The following is a 16,208-nucleotide window of genomic DNA, read 5'->3' on the forward strand; positions in this document are numbered from 1 at the left end:
GGGGACTACCACTTCAATCGGTGGACAACGCTTCGCGGTTTTCCACCCTACGCTGGGCGAGCTTTGGTACTGGTCGCCAGTGAGCGTACGAGTTCCGCCTAGCCGCGTCCGGGCAACATGCGGGTGAAGGTGTTGTCACGGCTGATGAAGTGGTGGAACAGCGCCGCCGCGGCGTGCAGGCCGATCAGCCAGTAGCCGAGGGTGCCGGCCAGCTCGTGCAGTTCCTTGATCTGCCCGGCCAGTTCGGGGTTCTTGCCGATCAGCGCCGGCAATTGCAGGCCGAAGAACGGGATCGGCTTGCCGGCCGCGCTCAGGATCAGCCAGCCGGCCAGCGGCGCGCCGATCATCAGGGCGTAGAGGGCCAGATGCATCAGTTGCGCCAGGCCGTTCTGCCAGCCCGCCGGGGCCGGAGAAATCGGCGGGGTGGGGCTGACCAGGCGCGTCAGCAGGCGCAGCCAGACCAGCGCGAAGACTGCCAGACCGAGCATGAAATGCCACTGCTTGAGCAGTTCGCGGGTCTCGCTGCCCTTGGGGAAGTTGCCCTTGAGTTCGATGCAGGCGTACACGCCGGCGATCAGCACCAGCATCAGCCAATGCAGGGCGATGGAAAGGTTCCCGTATCGGGAAGGGGTGTTTATCCGGCTCATCACGACTCCTCGATCCCGCCCTTGGATGGCGGGTTTGGGGCGGGAGCTTAACCTTTCAAGCTTAATCCTGCCTGAAGCGGCTCACGCTCAGCCGGCGTTGCCCTGGCGTTGGCGGATGGCCTGCAACAACCGCTCGGCCAGGGCCGGATAGTTTTCGTCGAAGTGGTGGCCGCCCGGCAGCTCCAGGCGTTCGCCCACGGCGCCGGGCTGGGTGCAGCCGCTCTCGCCGGCTTCGTCCCGGCCATACACGCAGAGCACCTTGGCCGCCGGCAGCCGGCTCAGTTGCGGGGCGGTGGCGGCTTCCTGGCCGGCTTTGCCGAGCCAGCCCTGCACTTCGATCTCGAAGCTGCCGCTGCGCGCCAGGGCGATCAGCAACAGCGCGTCGACCTGCTGTTGGTCGGCTTTCGGCAGCTGGTTGTAGAAGGCCGGCAGCACGTCGGCGCCGAAGGAATAGCCGGCGAGGACGAAGCGCCTGGCCCCCCACTTTTCCCGATAGGTCTGCATCAGCCGGCTGAGATCGGCCGCGCCCTGGGCCGCGCTCTTGTGCTGCCAGAAGTAGCGCAGGACATCGATGCCGACCACCGGGTAGCCGCGCTCGGCCATCTGCGCGGCGACGTCGCGATCGAGATCGCGCCAGCCGCCGTCGCCGGAATAGAACAGGGTGACGGTATCGACCGCCTGGCTGGCCGGTACTTCGACCAGCGGCAGCGCCTCGCCGGCGCCTTGCAGCAGGGCGTGCAACTGCTGGTTGAGCAGTTGCGGCAGGCTGGTGTCGTAGTCGCTGATGCGGGTGCTGGCGTTGCTCTGGCTGCGGGCAAAGGCGGCGCTGGCATCGTCGGGGTTGTCGTTCCAGGCGATGCTCCAGTGGCCATGCGCGGCTTTGGTCGGCAGTGGCGTGGCGCAGTCCGGGGTGTGCAGGTTGAAGTCGATGGACAGGGCGCGGGCCTCGTCGCGGGTCTGGGTGGCCAACCAGCGCCAGGCGAAGGCGGCGCCGGGGCCAATCCCGGCTACCAGAGTCGGCTCGCCGTCGAGCGCGGCGCCGGCAGCCTGCAGGCGTTGCTGCTGGGCGGCGCAGTCGCCAGCCGGCAATTCGACCTGGAGCAGGCGCGCGCCGCCGCTTTCGGCCAGGGCGAGCAGCTCGGCGTTGCTCAGCCGCTGCTCGCCGCTCACTGCCAGCAGCACCCGGGCCTTGGGCGTGCCGGCCGGGCTGGCGAGGGTCGCCGGGCTGCCATCGGGCAGCGGCTGCGATGCAACCTGGGCCTGCGAGGCCGGGCGACTCCACAGCAGCAGGGCGGCGGCGAGCAGCACCAGAATGAGGATGAGCAGAATGTGTCGCCAATTGTGTTTGAGCATGGGGACCTCAGCGTTTCACCAGGCCGGTCAGTCCACCGGCGATCAGCGCGGCGGTGTCGGCCAGTGCCACCAGCGGGTCGAGCCCGGCGGGAGCGGCCATGTAGCGTGGCTCCCAGGTCGGCTGGAATTTGTCCTTGAAGCGGCGCAGGCCCTGGAAATTGTAGAGCTGTTCGCCGCGACGGAATACCAGCGAGCCTAGCCGTTGGGTCAGCGGCGCGCCACGCCGTGGTTGCAGTCCGGAGAGCGGCACCATGCCGAGGCTGAAGCGGGCATAGCCCTGGGCCTTGAAGTGCAGGATCAGGCCGAGCATGAGGAACTCCATGGTCAGCTTCGGCGCCTCCGGATGGGCGCGCATCAGATCGAGGCTGGCCAGCTCATGGCTGCCGGTTTCCAGCAGATTGGCGAAGGCCACCGCGCGGCCCTGGAAACGCACCACGGCGATGCGGAAATGCTGCAGGTAGTCGGCGCTGAAGCGGCCGAGGGAGAAACCCTTCTCGCGCACATTCTTGCCGCTCAGCCAGGCGTCGGAGATCGGTTGCAGTTCGTCCAGTGGCGCCTGCCCGGCTGCGTGGATTTCCAGCGCCAGGCCATCGCGCTGGCCGCGATTCCAGGTGTAGCGCAGGTCCTTCATCTCCTTGCCCTTGGCGTCCAGGTCGAAGTGCTTGAGCTCGACGCGGGCTTCCTCGCCGAGCTTCACCGCGCTGAGGCCGATGTCCATGTAGAACGGCAGATTCTCCGCGCGGACCTGATAGAACACCGGGCGGGCGTGATGCAGGTCGCAGAGATCGCGGAACTGCCAGATCAGCTCGGCGCGCTGCAGGGCCGGGCCGATCGGGTCGTACAGCGCCACCATGCTGCGGCCGCGGCGGGCGTACATGAGGAAGGCATCCTCACCTTGCTCGCCGCGATGGAACAGCAGGGCCTTGTCGCCGGTCAGCGCCAGGCCGCCGTCCGGTTGGTCGGAGGCCTTGAGGATGGCGGCGGCGCGGGCCAGCTGCTGGCCATCCGGCGGCAGGATGACCGGCGGTGCGGTGCGCAGCAGCCAGGTCAGCGCCAGCACCGCCAGCAGCACGGCGCTGCCCAGGGCCGCGCGCAGCGCCCGCGGGGCGTTGGCGTCGAGGGCGAACTGCCACCAGAGTTCATGGCTGTAGGGCACGTCCTGATAGACGAACAGCAGCAACCACAGCGAGGCGGCCAGCACGCAGAGACTGGCCGCCAGGTAGACCTGGGAGAAGGGCAACTCCAGCAGTCGGCTGGGGCGGTAGAAGGAGCCGCGGAACAGCGCCAGCAGGCAGGCGGTGAGGGTCAGCAGGCTGGCTTCCTCCCAGTCGAAGCCTTTCAACAGCGACAGCAGGGCGCCGACCAGCAGCAGTACCAGGGTCAGTGCCCAGGCCGCCGACAGGCGCCGGCGCAAGCCTTGGGCGAGCAACAGGCAGAGCACGCCGATCAGGCTGGCGCTGAGGTGCGAGGCGTCGATCAGGCGGTGCGGGATCAGGAAGCCGATGTACTCCAGGCGCGTGTCGATCGCCGGGGTAGCGCCGGAGAACAGCAACACCACGCCGGAAATGAACACCAGCAAGGCCAGAATCGGCGCCGCGAGACCGGAGGCCACGCGAATCGCCGGAGCGCCGAGGAAGCGGCGTGCCTCGACCAGCAGCAACAGCAGGCAGGCCACCAGCAGCGGTAGCACCACGTAAATCAGCCGATAGAGCAGCAGCGCCGCGGCCAGCGGGGCCGCGCCGATCTGGCCGGCAAAGGCCGCCAGCATGATCGCCTCGAACACTCCGACACCGCCCGGCACATGGCTGAGCACGCCGGCGGCCAGGGCCAGCAGGTAGACCAGCAGGAAGGCGCCGAACGGCGGGGCTTCCGGCAGCACCAGATAGAGCACGGTGGTGGCTAAGCCGACGTCGAGGGCGGTGATCAGCAGTTGCAGGGCCGCCAGGCGCCAGCCGGGCAGACGCAGGGTGCGGCGGCCGAACTGCACCAGCAGGTTGTGCGCCAGCGGTTGCTCGGCCAGGCGCTGGCGCCAGATGACCAGGGCCAGCGCGGCATAGGCGAGGATCACCACCGCGGCGATGCCGGCCAGCAGCGGGGCCGATAGGTGCAGCGCTGCGGACGCATCGGGCAGGTCGCTGAGGGTGGCCAGCGCCGCTAGCAGCGGCAGGGCGCAGCCCAGTGACAGACTGGCGAACAGTGTCATCCGCGCCACTTCGCCGGCACCCAGGCTGCAGCGGGCATACAGGCGATAGCGCACCGAGCCGCCAGACAGCAGCGACAGGCCCACCGCGTTGCCGATGGCGAAGGCGCTGAAGCCGCCGAGCGCCAGGGTGCGCGCCGGTAGGCGCACGTCGGCATAGCGGCTGGCCGACCATTCATAGCCCAGCAGCACCAGGAAACCCAACACCGTCGCCGCCAGCGCACCCAGCAGGGAGGCGCTGGGGACGCTCAGCAGCGACTCACGCAGGGCATCGGGGTCCAGTTCGTCGAGCAAGTGTCGGCAAGCGATCAGCGCCAGCACGAACAACAGCAGGCTGACGGCCAGGCTGAGCGGCTGTTTATAGGTGCTGATGCGCTCGAACCAGCGCAGGCGGGTGGGATGAGCGGGGGAGGCCGGGGCGGAATGAGGCGTGGACGACGGGGCGCGCATAGGTAACCTCGGTGGTGGTACGCCACAGATTGGGGTGAAACATTCAGTTACCAATGGCCGGGCGAGAAAAAAATCCTGCCGCCGGGGTGCGCCCAGTCATGCCGCGTGTCGCCCGCAGCCTGTTCGCAGTGGTTGTCAGTGTAGAAGTCGATGCTGGTTGAAGGTCAGTGGTGTGCAGGGCGCACTCTCTACTGACTAGCGGGATAGGCTTCGGGGAAGAAGCCGCAGCGGGCAGTTTACCGGAGGGCGGATAGCAGAAGGCCCCGATTGCCAGTGGCAATCGGGGCCTTCTCTGTATCTGGTTGCGGGAGCTGGATTTGAACCAACGACCTTCGGGTTATGAGCCCGACGAGCTACCAGACTGCTCCATCCCGCACCGACCATTCTACAGTTGAACGCTTGCCTGTCAACCACTGATTTGCTTTTTGGATCAAAGGCTTAGTTGATTTCTTTGGGGAACGCGAAAAACAAAAAGGCCACTCGCTTGAGTGGCCTTCTTGTTGAATTGGTTGCGGGAGCTGGATTTGAACCAACGACCTTCGGGTTATGAGCCCGACGAGCTACCAGACTGCTCCATCCCGCGCCGGCCATTCTACAGCCGAACATCGGGCTGTCAACTTAAGTTTGGGAAAAACTGTTTTTCGTTCAGATGCTTAGCGTCAAACGGGTGTTACACTTTTGGCTCCAGGCCATGCCAGGCGGGGCTTAGCAGGCTATTGAGAAACTACTGCGCTCGGCCATTCGGCGTTGAAATCAGCCTCAGGAGCCGCTTGCGGCTAACGCGCTTTAGCGCGGCCCGAAGGGCGAGCGGAGCGAGTCATGCTCATTTACAACTCGTAAACTGCGCTTCTTCGGCTGATTTTGCCTGGCCTTCGCTCGCTACCTTTCTCAATAGCCTGTTACCGGACTTTCTGTGCGCAAGATCATCCACATCGACGCGGACTGCTTCTACGCCGCCATCGAGATGCGCGACGACCCGCGATTGGCCAATCGGCCGATGGCGGTCGGCGGCGCGGCGGATCATCGCGGCGTTATCGCCACCTGCAACTATGAGGCGCGCGCCTACGGCGTGCGCTCGGCGATGTCGTCCCGGCAGGCGCTCAAGCTGTGCCCGGACCTGCTGATCGTCCGCCCGCGGATGGAGGTCTATAAAGAAGTCTCGCGCGAGATCCACGGCATCTTCCGCGAATATACCGAGCTGATCGAGCCGCTGTCGCTGGATGAGGCTTATCTCGACGTCTCCGACAGTCCGCACTTTGCCGGCAGTGCCACGCGCATCGCTCAGGACATTCGCCGGCGGGTTTCCCTGCAGTTGCATATCACGGTGTCTGCCGGGGTGGCGCCGAACAAGTTTCTGGCCAAGATCGCCAGCGACTGGAAAAAACCCAACGGGCTGTTCGTCATCACTCCTGAGCAGGTCGAGGACTTTGTTTCCGCGCTGCCGGTCAGCAAGCTGCATGGGGTTGGCAAGGTCACCGCCGACAAGCTGACGCGCCTGGGCATTTCTTCCTGCCTGGATCTGCGGGAATGGAGCAAGCTGGCCCTGACGCGCGAATTCGGTGCTTTTGGCGAGCGCTTGTGGAATCTGGCGCGTGGCATCGATGAGCGCCAGGTGCAGGTCGATAACCGGCGGCAGACGGTGAGTGTGGAAACCACCTACGACCAGGATCTGCCCGATCTTGCGGCTTGTCTGGAGCGCCTGCCGGGGTTGCTGGAGCAGTTGGCCGGGCGTCTGGCGCGGCTGGACAGCAGCTACCGACCGGACAAACCCTTCGTCAAGGTGAAGTTCCATGACTTCACCCAGACCACCCTGGAACAGGCCGGCGCGGCCCGCGATCTGGACAGCTACCGCCAGCTGCTGAGCAGCGCCTATGCCCGTGGCGCCAAGCCGGTGCGTCTGCTCGGCGTGGGGGTGCGGTTGGTCGATCTGCGCGGGGTGAGTGAACAGTTGGAGCTGTTCGCGCGTTAGAACCTGTCTCGGATCTGCTGCGCGTCGGCGATACGGCGTTAAAAACAGCCTCAGAATGCTCATTTACAACTCGTAAACTGCGCTTCTTCGGCTGTTTTTGCCTTGTCTCGCTCTAGCTCGCGAGATCCGAAACAGGTTCTTAGAGCTTCAGTCCTTTTCCGGCCACAGGCGCATGGGCTTGCCCTGCGTCGGCCACAGGCGCAACTGTTCGATGGCCGAGACATCCCAACGCTGGATGGTGCCGAGCATGTCGAGGAAGCGCTGTTCCTGTTCCATCAGGGCGGGGGCGCACATCTTGCGGGTGCTGCCGGCGCTGCCGAAACTGAGGCGCTCGCCTTCCAGCTGGTAGGACGCGAACCAGTGATTGCAACCGGCGCTGCCATAGGCGCGGCCGTCCTTGTCGAGGGTGATGGTCAGATGGCTGCGGTCGATCAACGGCCGTTCGCCCAACCATTCCACCTGGTAGGTGGTTTCCTGTTCCAGAGCGGTCGGGTCCGCGGCGCAGCCGAGCAGGCTGGCGCCGATCAGACCGAGGGCTAGGGCGCGCTTCATGGAGCCTCCTTCTGGCAGCGTGGGCATAGGTGACGACCGTCGAGGTTCTGCCAGTGCAGCTCGCGAATGCGCGCCTCGGCGGCTGGGGCCTGGGCGGATTTGCCGAGGCTGGAGTCTACGGCGAACTCGAAATCCAGCTGCGTGGCGCAACCGTCGCACTGCACGTGCCAGTTGAGGATAGCCAGTTCGCGGAAGGCCGGACCCTGCGCCACGGCGACCCATTGCCCGGGCGGGTTGATCAGGTGACGAACCTTCTCCACGCTCAGGCGCATGCACAGGTCGCGGCTGCCCTTGAGGGTGACCAGCAGGCTGTCGCCGCTGTGGATCGAGCCGCCGTTGCCGGTGACCTGGTAGCGGCCCGGCGCCAGGGCGCGGCATTCGATCAGGGTGTGCTCGGGGTTGAGCAGGTTGTAGCGGAAATCATGTTCGGCCATGACGGCGGGCTCGGCGGCAATCAATAAGCTGGGCATCTTACTACGCCGGCCCGCCTTTAGAGTCCTGGCGCGGCGGTTAAGGCTCGATCTGGTTCTGTAGCCGGCCGGCGGCCCAGGCGGCGATGTTGTCGAGGGTGGTGGTGGCAATGGCGGCCAGCGCCTCGCAGGTGAGAAAGGCCTGGTGGGCGGTGACGATCACATTGGGGAAGGTCAGTAGGCGCGCGAGCACATCGTCCTGCAGGGGCAGGTCGGAACGGTCCTCGAAGAACAACGTGGCTTCTTCTTCATAGACGTCGAGGCCGAGGTAGCCGAGCCGGCCGCTTTTCAGCGCGTCGATCAGCGCGGGCGTGTCGACCAGGGCGCCGCGCCCGGTGTTGATCAGCATGGCGCCGGGCTGCATGCGCTGCAGCGTGGTGGGGTTGATCAGGTGGCGGGTCGCCGGCGTCAGTGGGCAGTGCAGGCTGACGATCTGCGCCTGCTCCAGCAGTTCGTCGAGGGCCAGGTAGCGGGCGTCGAGGGCGACCACTTCGGGGTTGGGGTAGGGGTCGTAGGCCAGCAGCTGACAACCGAAACCGCTCATGATGCGCGCGAAGGCGGCGCCGATCTGGCCGGTGCCGACCACGCCGACGCACTTGCCGACCAGATCGAAGCCAGTCAGCCCGTGCAGGCTGAAGTCGCCATCGCGAGTGCGGTTGTAGGCGCGGTGCAGGCAGCGGTTGAGGGTCAGGATCAGTGCCACCGCGTGCTCGGCCACGGCGTGCGGCGAGTAGGCCGGCACGCGGACCACGGTCAGGCCGAGTTGCTGCGCGGCGGGCAGGTCGACATGGTTGTAGCCGGCCGAGCGCAAAGCGATCAGGCGCGTGCCGCCGGCAGCCAGACGCTCCAGCACCGGTGCGGAGAGGTCATCGTTGATAAAGGCGCAGACCACCGCGCAACCCTGGGCCAGGGCGGCGGTCTCGAGCTCCAGGCGCACCGGCTGGAACAGCAACGCGGTGCCTGCCGGCCGCGGTGCGGCGAGGAAGCTGTCGCGTTCGTAGGTCTGGCTGCTGAACAGGATGATGCGCATGGCGGCTCCTTCAGGCGCTGAGATTGGCTTCGCTGGCCAGGCGGACGATGGCGGCGTCCAACTCGTCGAGGGCCAGGGCGGCAGCCGGGTCGTTCTGCTTGAGCAGGGTTTCGCTGCGCTGGCAGGCCGCGCGTAGCTGCGGCACGCCGCAGTAGCGGGTGGCACCATGCAGGCGATGCACGCGTTCGATCAGGGCCAGGCGTTCGCCGGCTTGGCGGGCCTGGTGGATCGCCTGGCGGTCGGCGGGCAGCCCGGCCAGCAGCATGCTCAGCATGTCCGCGGCCAGATCGGCCTTGCCGGCGGCCAGGCGCAGGCCTTCCTCGGCATCCAGCACGCTCAGGGTCTTGCCGGCGTGGGTGTCGACGGCCCGTTCCTGGCCTTGGTTGCGTAGCGCCAGGCCGGTCCACTTGAGCACCACTTGGGCCAGCTGGCGCTCGCTGATCGGCTTGGTCAGGTAATCATCCATGCCCGCCTGCAGCAGGGCGCGCTTCTCGTTGGCCAGGGCGTGAGCGGTGAGGGCGATGATCGGCAGCGCGCCGCCGTCGCGCTGGCTTTCCCACTGGCGGATCGCTTCGGTGGTCTGGCGGCCGTCCAAGCCGGGCATCTGCACGTCCATGAAGATCAGGTCGAAGCGCTGCTGCTGGACGCGTTCCAGCGCGGCGTAGCCGCTGTCGACGGCGCAGACCTCGGCGCCCATGTCTTCCAGCAGGGTCTGCACCAGCAGCAGGTTGGCCGGGTTGTCGTCGACACACAGCAGGCGTGCTGCCCGGCTGGCCAGCGGCGCAGGGTTTTCCGCTCGCGGCTGGCGCGGGCCGAGCAGTTCGAGCAGCGCCTGCTGCAGTTTGCGCGTGCAGGCTGGTTTGGCCTGCAGTTGGCTGGAAGCGACGGGCAGCAGGTCGTGATAGAGCGCCTGTTCGGTGGTGGGGCAGAGCACCAGGCTCTTGCAGTCGAGCCCTTCGAGCTCCCAGATGCGCTGGCTGAGCCGCTCTGGCGGCAGCTCCTGGGCGGTCACCCCGAGCACCGCCAGGCCGATCGGCTGCTCGCCGTGGCGCTGCGCGGCGATGCCCTCGTGCAGGGCGTCGAGACTGGGGTATTGCAGCACCTGCAGGCCGCAATCCTCGAGCTGGTGCTGCAGGGCCTGGCGAGCCAGGGCATGACGTTCCAGCACCGCCACGCGGCGACCACGCAGCGGGGCGCGCGGCAGGTCCTCGGCATCCGCGCGGCCTTTCGGCAGCGCCAGGCTGATCCAGAACTCCGACCCCTGTTCTGGAACGCTGGTGACGCCGATCTCGCCGCCCATCTGTTCGATCAGGCGCTTGGAGATCACCAGGCCGAGGCCGGTGCCGCCGGTTTGCCGTGACAGCGAGTTGTCCGCCTGGCTGAAGGCCTGGAACAGGTGGCGCAATTCCTCGTCGGCGAGGCCGATGCCGGTGTCCTGCACGCTGATGCGCAGCTGCGCCTGATCGTCGTTCTCGTCCTCGACCATGGCGCGAACGACGATGGTACCGGCGCGGGTGAACTTGATCGCGTTGCTGATCAAGTTGGTGAGGATCTGCTTGAGCCGCTGCGGATCGCCGATCAGCGCCAGCGGGGTATCGCGATAGACCAGGCTGACCAGCTCCAGCTGCTTGGCGTGGGCGGCCGGGGCGAGCAGGGTGAGGGCGTCCTGCAGCAGGTCGCGGAGGTTGAAGGGGATGTGCTCGAGCACCAGCTTGCCGGCTTCGATCTTGGAGAAGTCGAGGACCTCGTTGATGATCCCCAGCAGGCTGTCGGCGGATTTCTCGATGGTGCCCAGGTAGTCCTGCTGGCGCGGACTCAGCTCGCTCTTCTGCAACAGGCGGGTGAAGCCGAGAATGCCGTTGAGCGGCGTGCGGATCTCGTGGCTCATGTTGGCGAGGAATTCGGATTTGATCCGGCTGGCTTCCAGGGCTTCCTTGCGCGCGAAGTCCAGCTCGATGTTCTGGATCTCGATGGTTTCCAGGTTTTGCCGCACATCCTCGGTGGCCTGCTCGATGTTGTGCTGCAGCTCTTCCTGGGCGTTCTGCAGCGCCTCGGCCATGCGGTTGATGCCGCTGGCGACTTCGTCCAGTTCATGGCTGCCGAGCGGCGGCAGGCGGGTCTCCAGGCGGCCGTCCTTGAGTTGCCCGACGCTCTGCTTGATCTGCCGCAGTGGCTCGTTGATGGTGCGGCTCAGACGCACCGCCAGTAACGCGGTGACGAACAGGCCGGCGACGATCAGCAGCAGGCTGGCGAACAGGCTGCGATAGCCGCGCAGCAGGGTGCTGTGGTGCGATAGTTCGAGTTCGACCCAGCCGAGCAAGCGTTCACCGTCCGCTATTGGCAGGCTATCGGTCAGGTTGCGGTGGCGGCCGAACACCGGCAGCAGGAAGCGCGTGGCGTCGTTGCCGCTGCGCAGCGCCAGGCCCGTGCCGTCGCCACTGGGGGGCTGGTTGAGCATGCGCGGGCCGGCGCTGGCCAACAGTGCGTGTTCGGCGCCGAGAAAACCGGCGGCGCGTACATCCGGCTGCTCCAGGGTCTGCCTGGCGATCCGTTTCAGTTGTTCGGCATCACCCCGCGCCAAAGCCGGGGCCGCCAAAGGCGCCAGTTGCTCGGCGATCATCTGCCCGCGCTGCAGCAGCTGCACTTCCAGCTCGGCCAGTTGCACCCAGGTGAAGTAGCCGCCCAGGACCAAGGCCATCAGGCTGGCGGGCAGTAAGGTGAGCAGCAGAACGCGACCCTTGATGCCGAGATCTTTGAACACTGGCTGCCTCTTGTATGGGGTTTTCGGCAGTGTAGCGATTCACCGCGTGGGAATCTGCCCGCTTGGTGCGGCTTAGCGCATCGGCCTCGGCCACCGTGCGGCGGCCGTTTGGCTTTCGAGTTATGGCGCCTGCTGGTTTGCCGCTATCATAGTCGGCCCCGCAGTCTGGATTGCGAACGAGATCATGACTCAGCAGTACCCCACCATCGCCGACTGCGTCGGCAACACCCCGCTGGTACGTCTGCAACGCCTGCCCGGTGCAACCAGTAATACCCTGCTGGTGAAGCTGGAGGGCAACAATCCGGCCGGTTCGGTGAAGGACAGGCCGGCGCTGTCGATGATTACCCGCGCCGAGCTGCGTGGCGACATCAAGCCCGGTGACACGCTGATCGAGGCCACCTCCGGCAACACCGGCATCGCCCTGGCCATGGCCGCGGCGATCAAGGGCTACAAGATCATGCTGATCATGCCGGACAACATGAGCGCCGAGCGCAAGGCGGCGATGACCGCCTATGGCGCCGAGCTGATCCTGGTCAACAAGGAAGAGGGCATGGAAGGCGCCCGCGACCTCGCCGAGAGCCTGCAGCGTGGCGGGCGCGGCAAGGTGCTCGACCAGTTCGCCAACGGCGACAACCCCGAGGCGCACTACGAGGGGACCGGCCCGGAGATCTGGCGGCAGACCGGCGGCAGCATCACCCATTTCATCAGCTCGATGGGCACCACCGGCACCATCATGGGCGTGTCGCGCTACCTCAAAGAGCAGAACCCGGCCATCCAGATCGTCGGCCTGCAGCCGATGGAGGGCTCGGCGATCCCCGGCATTCGCCGTTGGCCGCAGGAATACCTGCCGAAGATCTACCAGGCCGAGCGCGTCGACCGGGTCGTCGACATGGCGCAGGTCGAGGCGGAAGACGTCATGCGCCGCCTGGCCCGCGAGGAAGGCATCTTCTGCGGGGTGTCCTCGGGTGGTGCGGTAGCGGCGGCCTTGCGCCTGTCGCGCGAAGTCGAAAACGCGGTGATCGTGGCGATCATCTGCGACCGCGGCGACCGCTACCTGTCCACCGGCATCTATGACTTACCCAACTGACCATGGCCAAGCGTAGCGGGCTGCGTTTCCAGCCGAGTGGCGGCAGCCGCGCGGCGGCGCTGCCGGTCGGCAAGAAGCAGAAACTGACGATCGAGCGCCTGGCCAACGATGGCCGCGGCCTCGGCTTCGTCGACGGCCGCACCTGGTTCGTCACCGGCGCACTGGCTGGCGAGGAAGTCGAGGCCCGCGTGCTCGGCGCCCGCAGCCAGGTGGTGGAGGCGCGCGCCGAACGCATCCTCGTCGCCAGCAGTGAGCGCCGGGTCGAGCCCTGTGTCTATGCCAAGCGCTGCGGCGGCTGCTCGCTGCAACATATGGCGCATGCCGATCAGCTCGCGCTGAAGCAGCGCGCGCTCGCCGAGCAGTTGCACCGCCTGGCCGGGCTCGAGCCCGAGGAGTGGGCGGCGCCGCTGATCGGCCCGGAGTTCGCCTACCGTCGCCGCGCGCGCATCGCCGTGCGCTGGGATGTGAAGAGCAAGCGCCTCGACGTCGGCTTCCGTGCCGCGGCCAGCCAGGACATCGTCGCCATCGACGACTGCCTGGTGCTGGTGCCGTCCTTGCAGCCGATCCTGCGCGGCTTGCCGCAAGTGTTGCGGGGCTTGAGCCGGCCCCAAGCGCTCGGGCATGTCGAATTGTTCAGCGGCACCGCCAGCGTGGTGCTGCTGCGCCACACCGCGCCGCTGGCGGACAGCGACCTGGCGCAGCTGCAGGCGTTCTGCGTGGCGCACGAGGCGCAGCTGTGGCTGCAGGGCACGAGCGAGCCGCAGCCGTATCTGGGCGGACAAACGCTGGGCTATCGGCTGGAACGCTGGAATTTGCAGCTGGACTATCGGCCTGGGGATTTCATCCAGGTCAATGCGCCGGTGAACGAGGCAATGGTCGCGCAGGCGCTAGACTGGTTAGCACCGCAGGCCGATGAGCGGGTGCTCGATCTGTTCTGCGGCCTGGGCAACTTCGCCCTGCCGCTGGCCCAGCGGGTGCGCGAAGTGGTGGCGGTGGAAGGTGTCGCCGCGATGGTCGCCCGCGCCGCCGGCAACGCGGCGGCGAATGGTCTGGGCAACCTGCACTTTTTCCAGGCCGACTTGTCGAATCCGCTTGCCGAAGCGCCTTGGGCTGGACAAGGATTCTCGGCAGTACTGCTGGACCCGCCGCGCGATGGCGCCTGGGAAGTGGTGCGGCAGATCGGCGCCCTGGGTGCCAAGCGGGTGCTGTACGTGTCCTGCAACCCGGCCACGCTGGCGCGCGATGCCGCCGAACTGGCGAAGCAGGGCTACCGGCTAAAGCGTGCCGGAATCCTCGATATGTTCCCCCAGACGGCGCATGTCGAGGCGATGGCGTTATTCGAGGCGGGCTAGGAAGCCCGCGTAATCCGACTAGCCCATAAAGAAGGCTGGCGTCATTCGGCGCGTTGGTTCGAGCGTCGTGGGGAAGGTAAGAGATGGTACAGGTTAGAGCGCATCAGCCGATCAACACCGACGGCAGCATCAACCTTGAGGCCTGGCTCGATCATGTCATCAGCGTCGATCCGGCGTTGGACCGTGACGCCCTGAAAGAGGCCTGCGAGTTCGCCCGCGAGGCCGAACAGCAAGCCAATGCCGCGCAGAACCTCTGGGCCGAAGGCACCTCCAGCTTCCAGGCCGGTCTGGAAATCGCCGAAATCCTCGCCGACCTCAAGCTCGACCAGGAGTCGCTGGTCGCCGCGCTGATCTACCGCGGCGTGCGTGAAGGCAAGATCACCCTGGACATCGTGCAGAAGCGCTTTGGCAGCGTGGTCGCCAAGCTGGTCGAGGGCGTGCTGCGCATGGCCGCGATCAGCGCCAGTCTCAATCCCCGCGAGTCGCTGGTGCTCGGTTCCCAGGCGCAGGTGGAGAACCTGCGCAAGATGCTGGTGGCGATGGTCGACGACGTGCGCGTGGCGCTGATCAAGCTGGCCGAGCGCACTTGCGCGATCCGCGCGGTGAAGAATGCCAGCGACGAGAAGCGCCATCGCGTCGCCCGCGAAGTGTTCGACATCTATGCGCCGCTGGCCCACCGGCTGGGCATCGGTCATATCAAGTGGGAGCTGGAGGACCTGTCCTTCCGCTACCTCGAGCCCGAACAGTACAAGCAGATCGCCAAGCTCCTGCACGAGCGGCGTCTGGACCGCGAACGCTTCATCAGCGATGTGATGGCGCAGCTGAAAAGCGAGCTGGCGGCCGCCGGCATCCGGGCCGACATCAGCGGGCGGGCCAAGCATATCTATTCGATCTGGCGGAAAATGCAGCGCAAAGGCCTGGATTTCAGCCAGATCTACGACGTTCGTGCACTGCGGGTGCTGGTTCCGCAGGTGCGCGACTGCTATACCGCGCTGGGCATCGTGCACACCCTGTGGCGGCACATTCCCAAGGAGTTCGACGACTACATCGCCAATCCCAAGGAGAACGGCTACCGCTCGCTGCATACCGCGGTGATCGGCCCGGAAGGCAAGGTGCTGGAGGTGCAGATCCGCACCCACGACATGCACGAAGAGGCCGAGTTGGGCGTATGCGCGCACTGGCGCTACAAGGGCACCGACGTCAAATCCGGCTCCAACCATTACGAAGAGAAAATTTCCTGGCTGCGCCAGGTGCTCGAATGGCATGAGGAACTGGGCGATATCGGCGGTCTGGCCGAGCAGCTGCGCATCGACATCGAGCACGACCGGGTCTACGTCTTCACCCCCGACGGCCATGCCATCGACTTGCCCAAGGGCGCCACGCCGCTGGACTTTGCCTATCGCGTGCACACCGAGATCGGCCACAACTGCCGTGGCGCCAAGATCAACGGCCGTATCGTGCCGCTCAACTACAGCCTGCAGACCGGCGAGCAGGTGGAGATCATCACCAGCAAGCACGGCACGCCGAGCCGCGACTGGCTAAACACCAACCTCGGCTACGTCACCACCTCGCGGGCGCGGGCGAAGATCGTCCACTGGTTCAAGCTGCAGGCGCGCGACCAGAACGTCGCCGCCGGCAAGGCCATGCTCGAGCGCGAGCTGGCGCGTCTGGCCCTGCCGCAGGTGGATTACGAGCGCCTGGCCGAGAAGGCCAACCTGAAGACCGCCGAGGACCTGTTCGCCGCCCTCGGCGCCGGCGATCTGCGCCTGGCCCATCTGGTCAACTATGCCCAGCAGCTGGTGGAGCCGGAGCGCGGCAGCGAGCAGCTCGAGCTGATCCCGCGCCGGCATGTTCCGCACAAACCGGGCAAGCGCGGTGATATCCAGATCCAGGGCGTCGGCAACCTGCTGACGCAGATGGCCGGCTGCTGCCAGCCGCTGCCGGGCGATGCGATCGTCGGCTACATCACCGTCGGCCGTGGGGTCAGCATCCACCGTCAGGATTGCGCCTCGGTGCTGCAACTGGCCGGCCGCGAACCGGAACGTATCATCCAGGTCAGCTGGGGGCCGGTGCCGGTGCAGACCTACCCGGTGGACATCATCATTCGTGCCTATGACCGGCCGGGCCTGCTGCGCGATGTGTCGCAGGTGTTGCTCAACGAGAAGATCAACGTGCTGGCAGTCAACACTCGCTCGAACAAGGAAGACAACACCGCGGTGATGTCGCTGACCATCGAGATTCCGGGTCTGGATGCGCTTGGCCGCCTGCTCGCGCGCATCGCTCAGTTGCCGAACATCATCGAGGCGCGGCGCAATCGTAGTGTTGGCTGATCAATCG

The 16,208-nt window shown here is 66.4% G+C and carries 11 protein-coding genes and 2 tRNA genes; 4 read left to right on the forward strand and 9 right to left on the reverse strand.

What is annotated here, in order from left to right:
- Positions 1-98: 98 nt before the first annotated feature.
- The 5 genes from D3880_RS06980 to D3880_RS07000 form a co-directional block, all read right to left on the reverse strand.
- The gene (locus D3880_RS06980) at positions 99-647 is read right to left on the reverse strand and encodes a cytochrome b (protein WP_119892763.1); all 549 of its coding nucleotides are present in this window, start codon (positions 645-647) and stop codon (positions 99-101) included.
- A gap of 87 nt (positions 648-734) precedes the next feature.
- Positions 735-2,000: a virulence factor family protein gene (locus D3880_RS06985; RefSeq protein ID WP_119892764.1), complete on the reverse strand. Its 1,266-nt coding sequence runs from the start codon at positions 1,998-2,000 to the stop codon at positions 735-737.
- Between the two features lie 7 nt (positions 2,001-2,007).
- Positions 2,008-4,650 (reverse strand): bifunctional lysylphosphatidylglycerol flippase/synthetase MprF, encoded by a 2,643-nt coding sequence (mprF, locus tag D3880_RS06990; RefSeq protein WP_119892765.1) that lies wholly within the window; start codon positions 4,648-4,650, stop codon positions 2,008-2,010.
- A gap of 299 nt (positions 4,651-4,949) precedes the next feature.
- Positions 4,950-5,026: transfer RNA gene (locus D3880_RS06995), tRNA-Met, on the reverse strand.
- A 130-nt stretch (positions 5,027-5,156) separates the two neighbouring features.
- Positions 5,157-5,233: transfer RNA gene (locus D3880_RS07000), tRNA-Met, on the reverse strand.
- Between the two features lie 330 nt (positions 5,234-5,563).
- Between D3880_RS07000 and dinB the strand changes: the two genes are divergently transcribed.
- The gene (dinB, locus tag D3880_RS07005; protein ID WP_119892766.1) at positions 5,564-6,619 is read left to right on the forward strand and encodes a DNA polymerase IV; all 1,056 of its coding nucleotides are present in this window, start codon (positions 5,564-5,566) and stop codon (positions 6,617-6,619) included.
- A gap of 147 nt (positions 6,620-6,766) precedes the next feature.
- Here the strand turns inward: dinB and D3880_RS07010 are convergent, their stop codons facing one another.
- The 4 genes from D3880_RS07010 to D3880_RS07025 all read right to left on the reverse strand — a co-directional run bounded on the left by D3880_RS07010 (position 6,767) and on the right by D3880_RS07025 (position 11,432).
- The gene (locus D3880_RS07010; protein WP_119892767.1) at positions 6,767-7,171 is read right to left on the reverse strand and encodes an META domain-containing protein; all 405 of its coding nucleotides are present in this window, start codon (positions 7,169-7,171) and stop codon (positions 6,767-6,769) included.
- Positions 7,168-7,605, reverse strand: a complete 438-nt coding sequence (locus D3880_RS07015) for a hypothetical protein (RefSeq protein WP_119895685.1) — start codon at positions 7,603-7,605, stop codon at positions 7,168-7,170. Before D3880_RS07015 ends, D3880_RS07010 begins: the two co-directional genes overlap by 4 nt.
- Positions 7,606-7,681: 76 nt before the next feature.
- Positions 7,682-8,671 carry a 2-hydroxyacid dehydrogenase gene (locus D3880_RS07020; RefSeq protein WP_119892768.1) on the reverse strand — a complete coding sequence of 330 codons (990 nt, stop codon included), beginning with the start codon at positions 8,669-8,671 and terminating at the stop codon, positions 7,682-7,684.
- A gap of 10 nt (positions 8,672-8,681) precedes the next feature.
- Positions 8,682-11,432, reverse strand: coding sequence for a response regulator (locus D3880_RS07025; protein ID WP_119892769.1), 2,751 nt, complete (start codon positions 11,430-11,432; stop codon positions 8,682-8,684).
- Positions 11,433-11,616: 184 nt separating this feature from the next.
- Between D3880_RS07025 and cysM the strand changes: the two genes are divergently transcribed.
- The 3 genes from cysM to relA all read left to right on the forward strand — a co-directional run bounded on the left by cysM (position 11,617) and on the right by relA (position 16,201).
- Positions 11,617-12,519: a cysteine synthase CysM gene (gene cysM, locus D3880_RS07030; protein WP_119892770.1), complete on the forward strand. Its 903-nt coding sequence runs from the start codon at positions 11,617-11,619 to the stop codon at positions 12,517-12,519.
- A gap of 2 nt (positions 12,520-12,521) precedes the next feature.
- Positions 12,522-13,871, forward strand: coding sequence for a 23S rRNA (uracil(1939)-C(5))-methyltransferase RlmD (gene rlmD / locus D3880_RS07035; protein WP_119892771.1), 1,350 nt, complete (start codon positions 12,522-12,524; stop codon positions 13,869-13,871).
- Positions 13,872-13,954: 83 nt separating this feature from the next.
- Positions 13,955-16,201 (forward strand): GTP diphosphokinase, encoded by a 2,247-nt coding sequence (gene relA / locus D3880_RS07040; RefSeq protein ID WP_119892772.1) that lies wholly within the window; start codon positions 13,955-13,957, stop codon positions 16,199-16,201.
- Positions 16,202-16,208 lie beyond the last annotated feature (7 nt).

It is taken from the genome of Pseudomonas cavernae (assembly GCF_003595175.1).
GTDB lineage: Bacteria > Pseudomonadota > Gammaproteobacteria > Pseudomonadales > Pseudomonadaceae > Aquipseudomonas > Aquipseudomonas cavernae.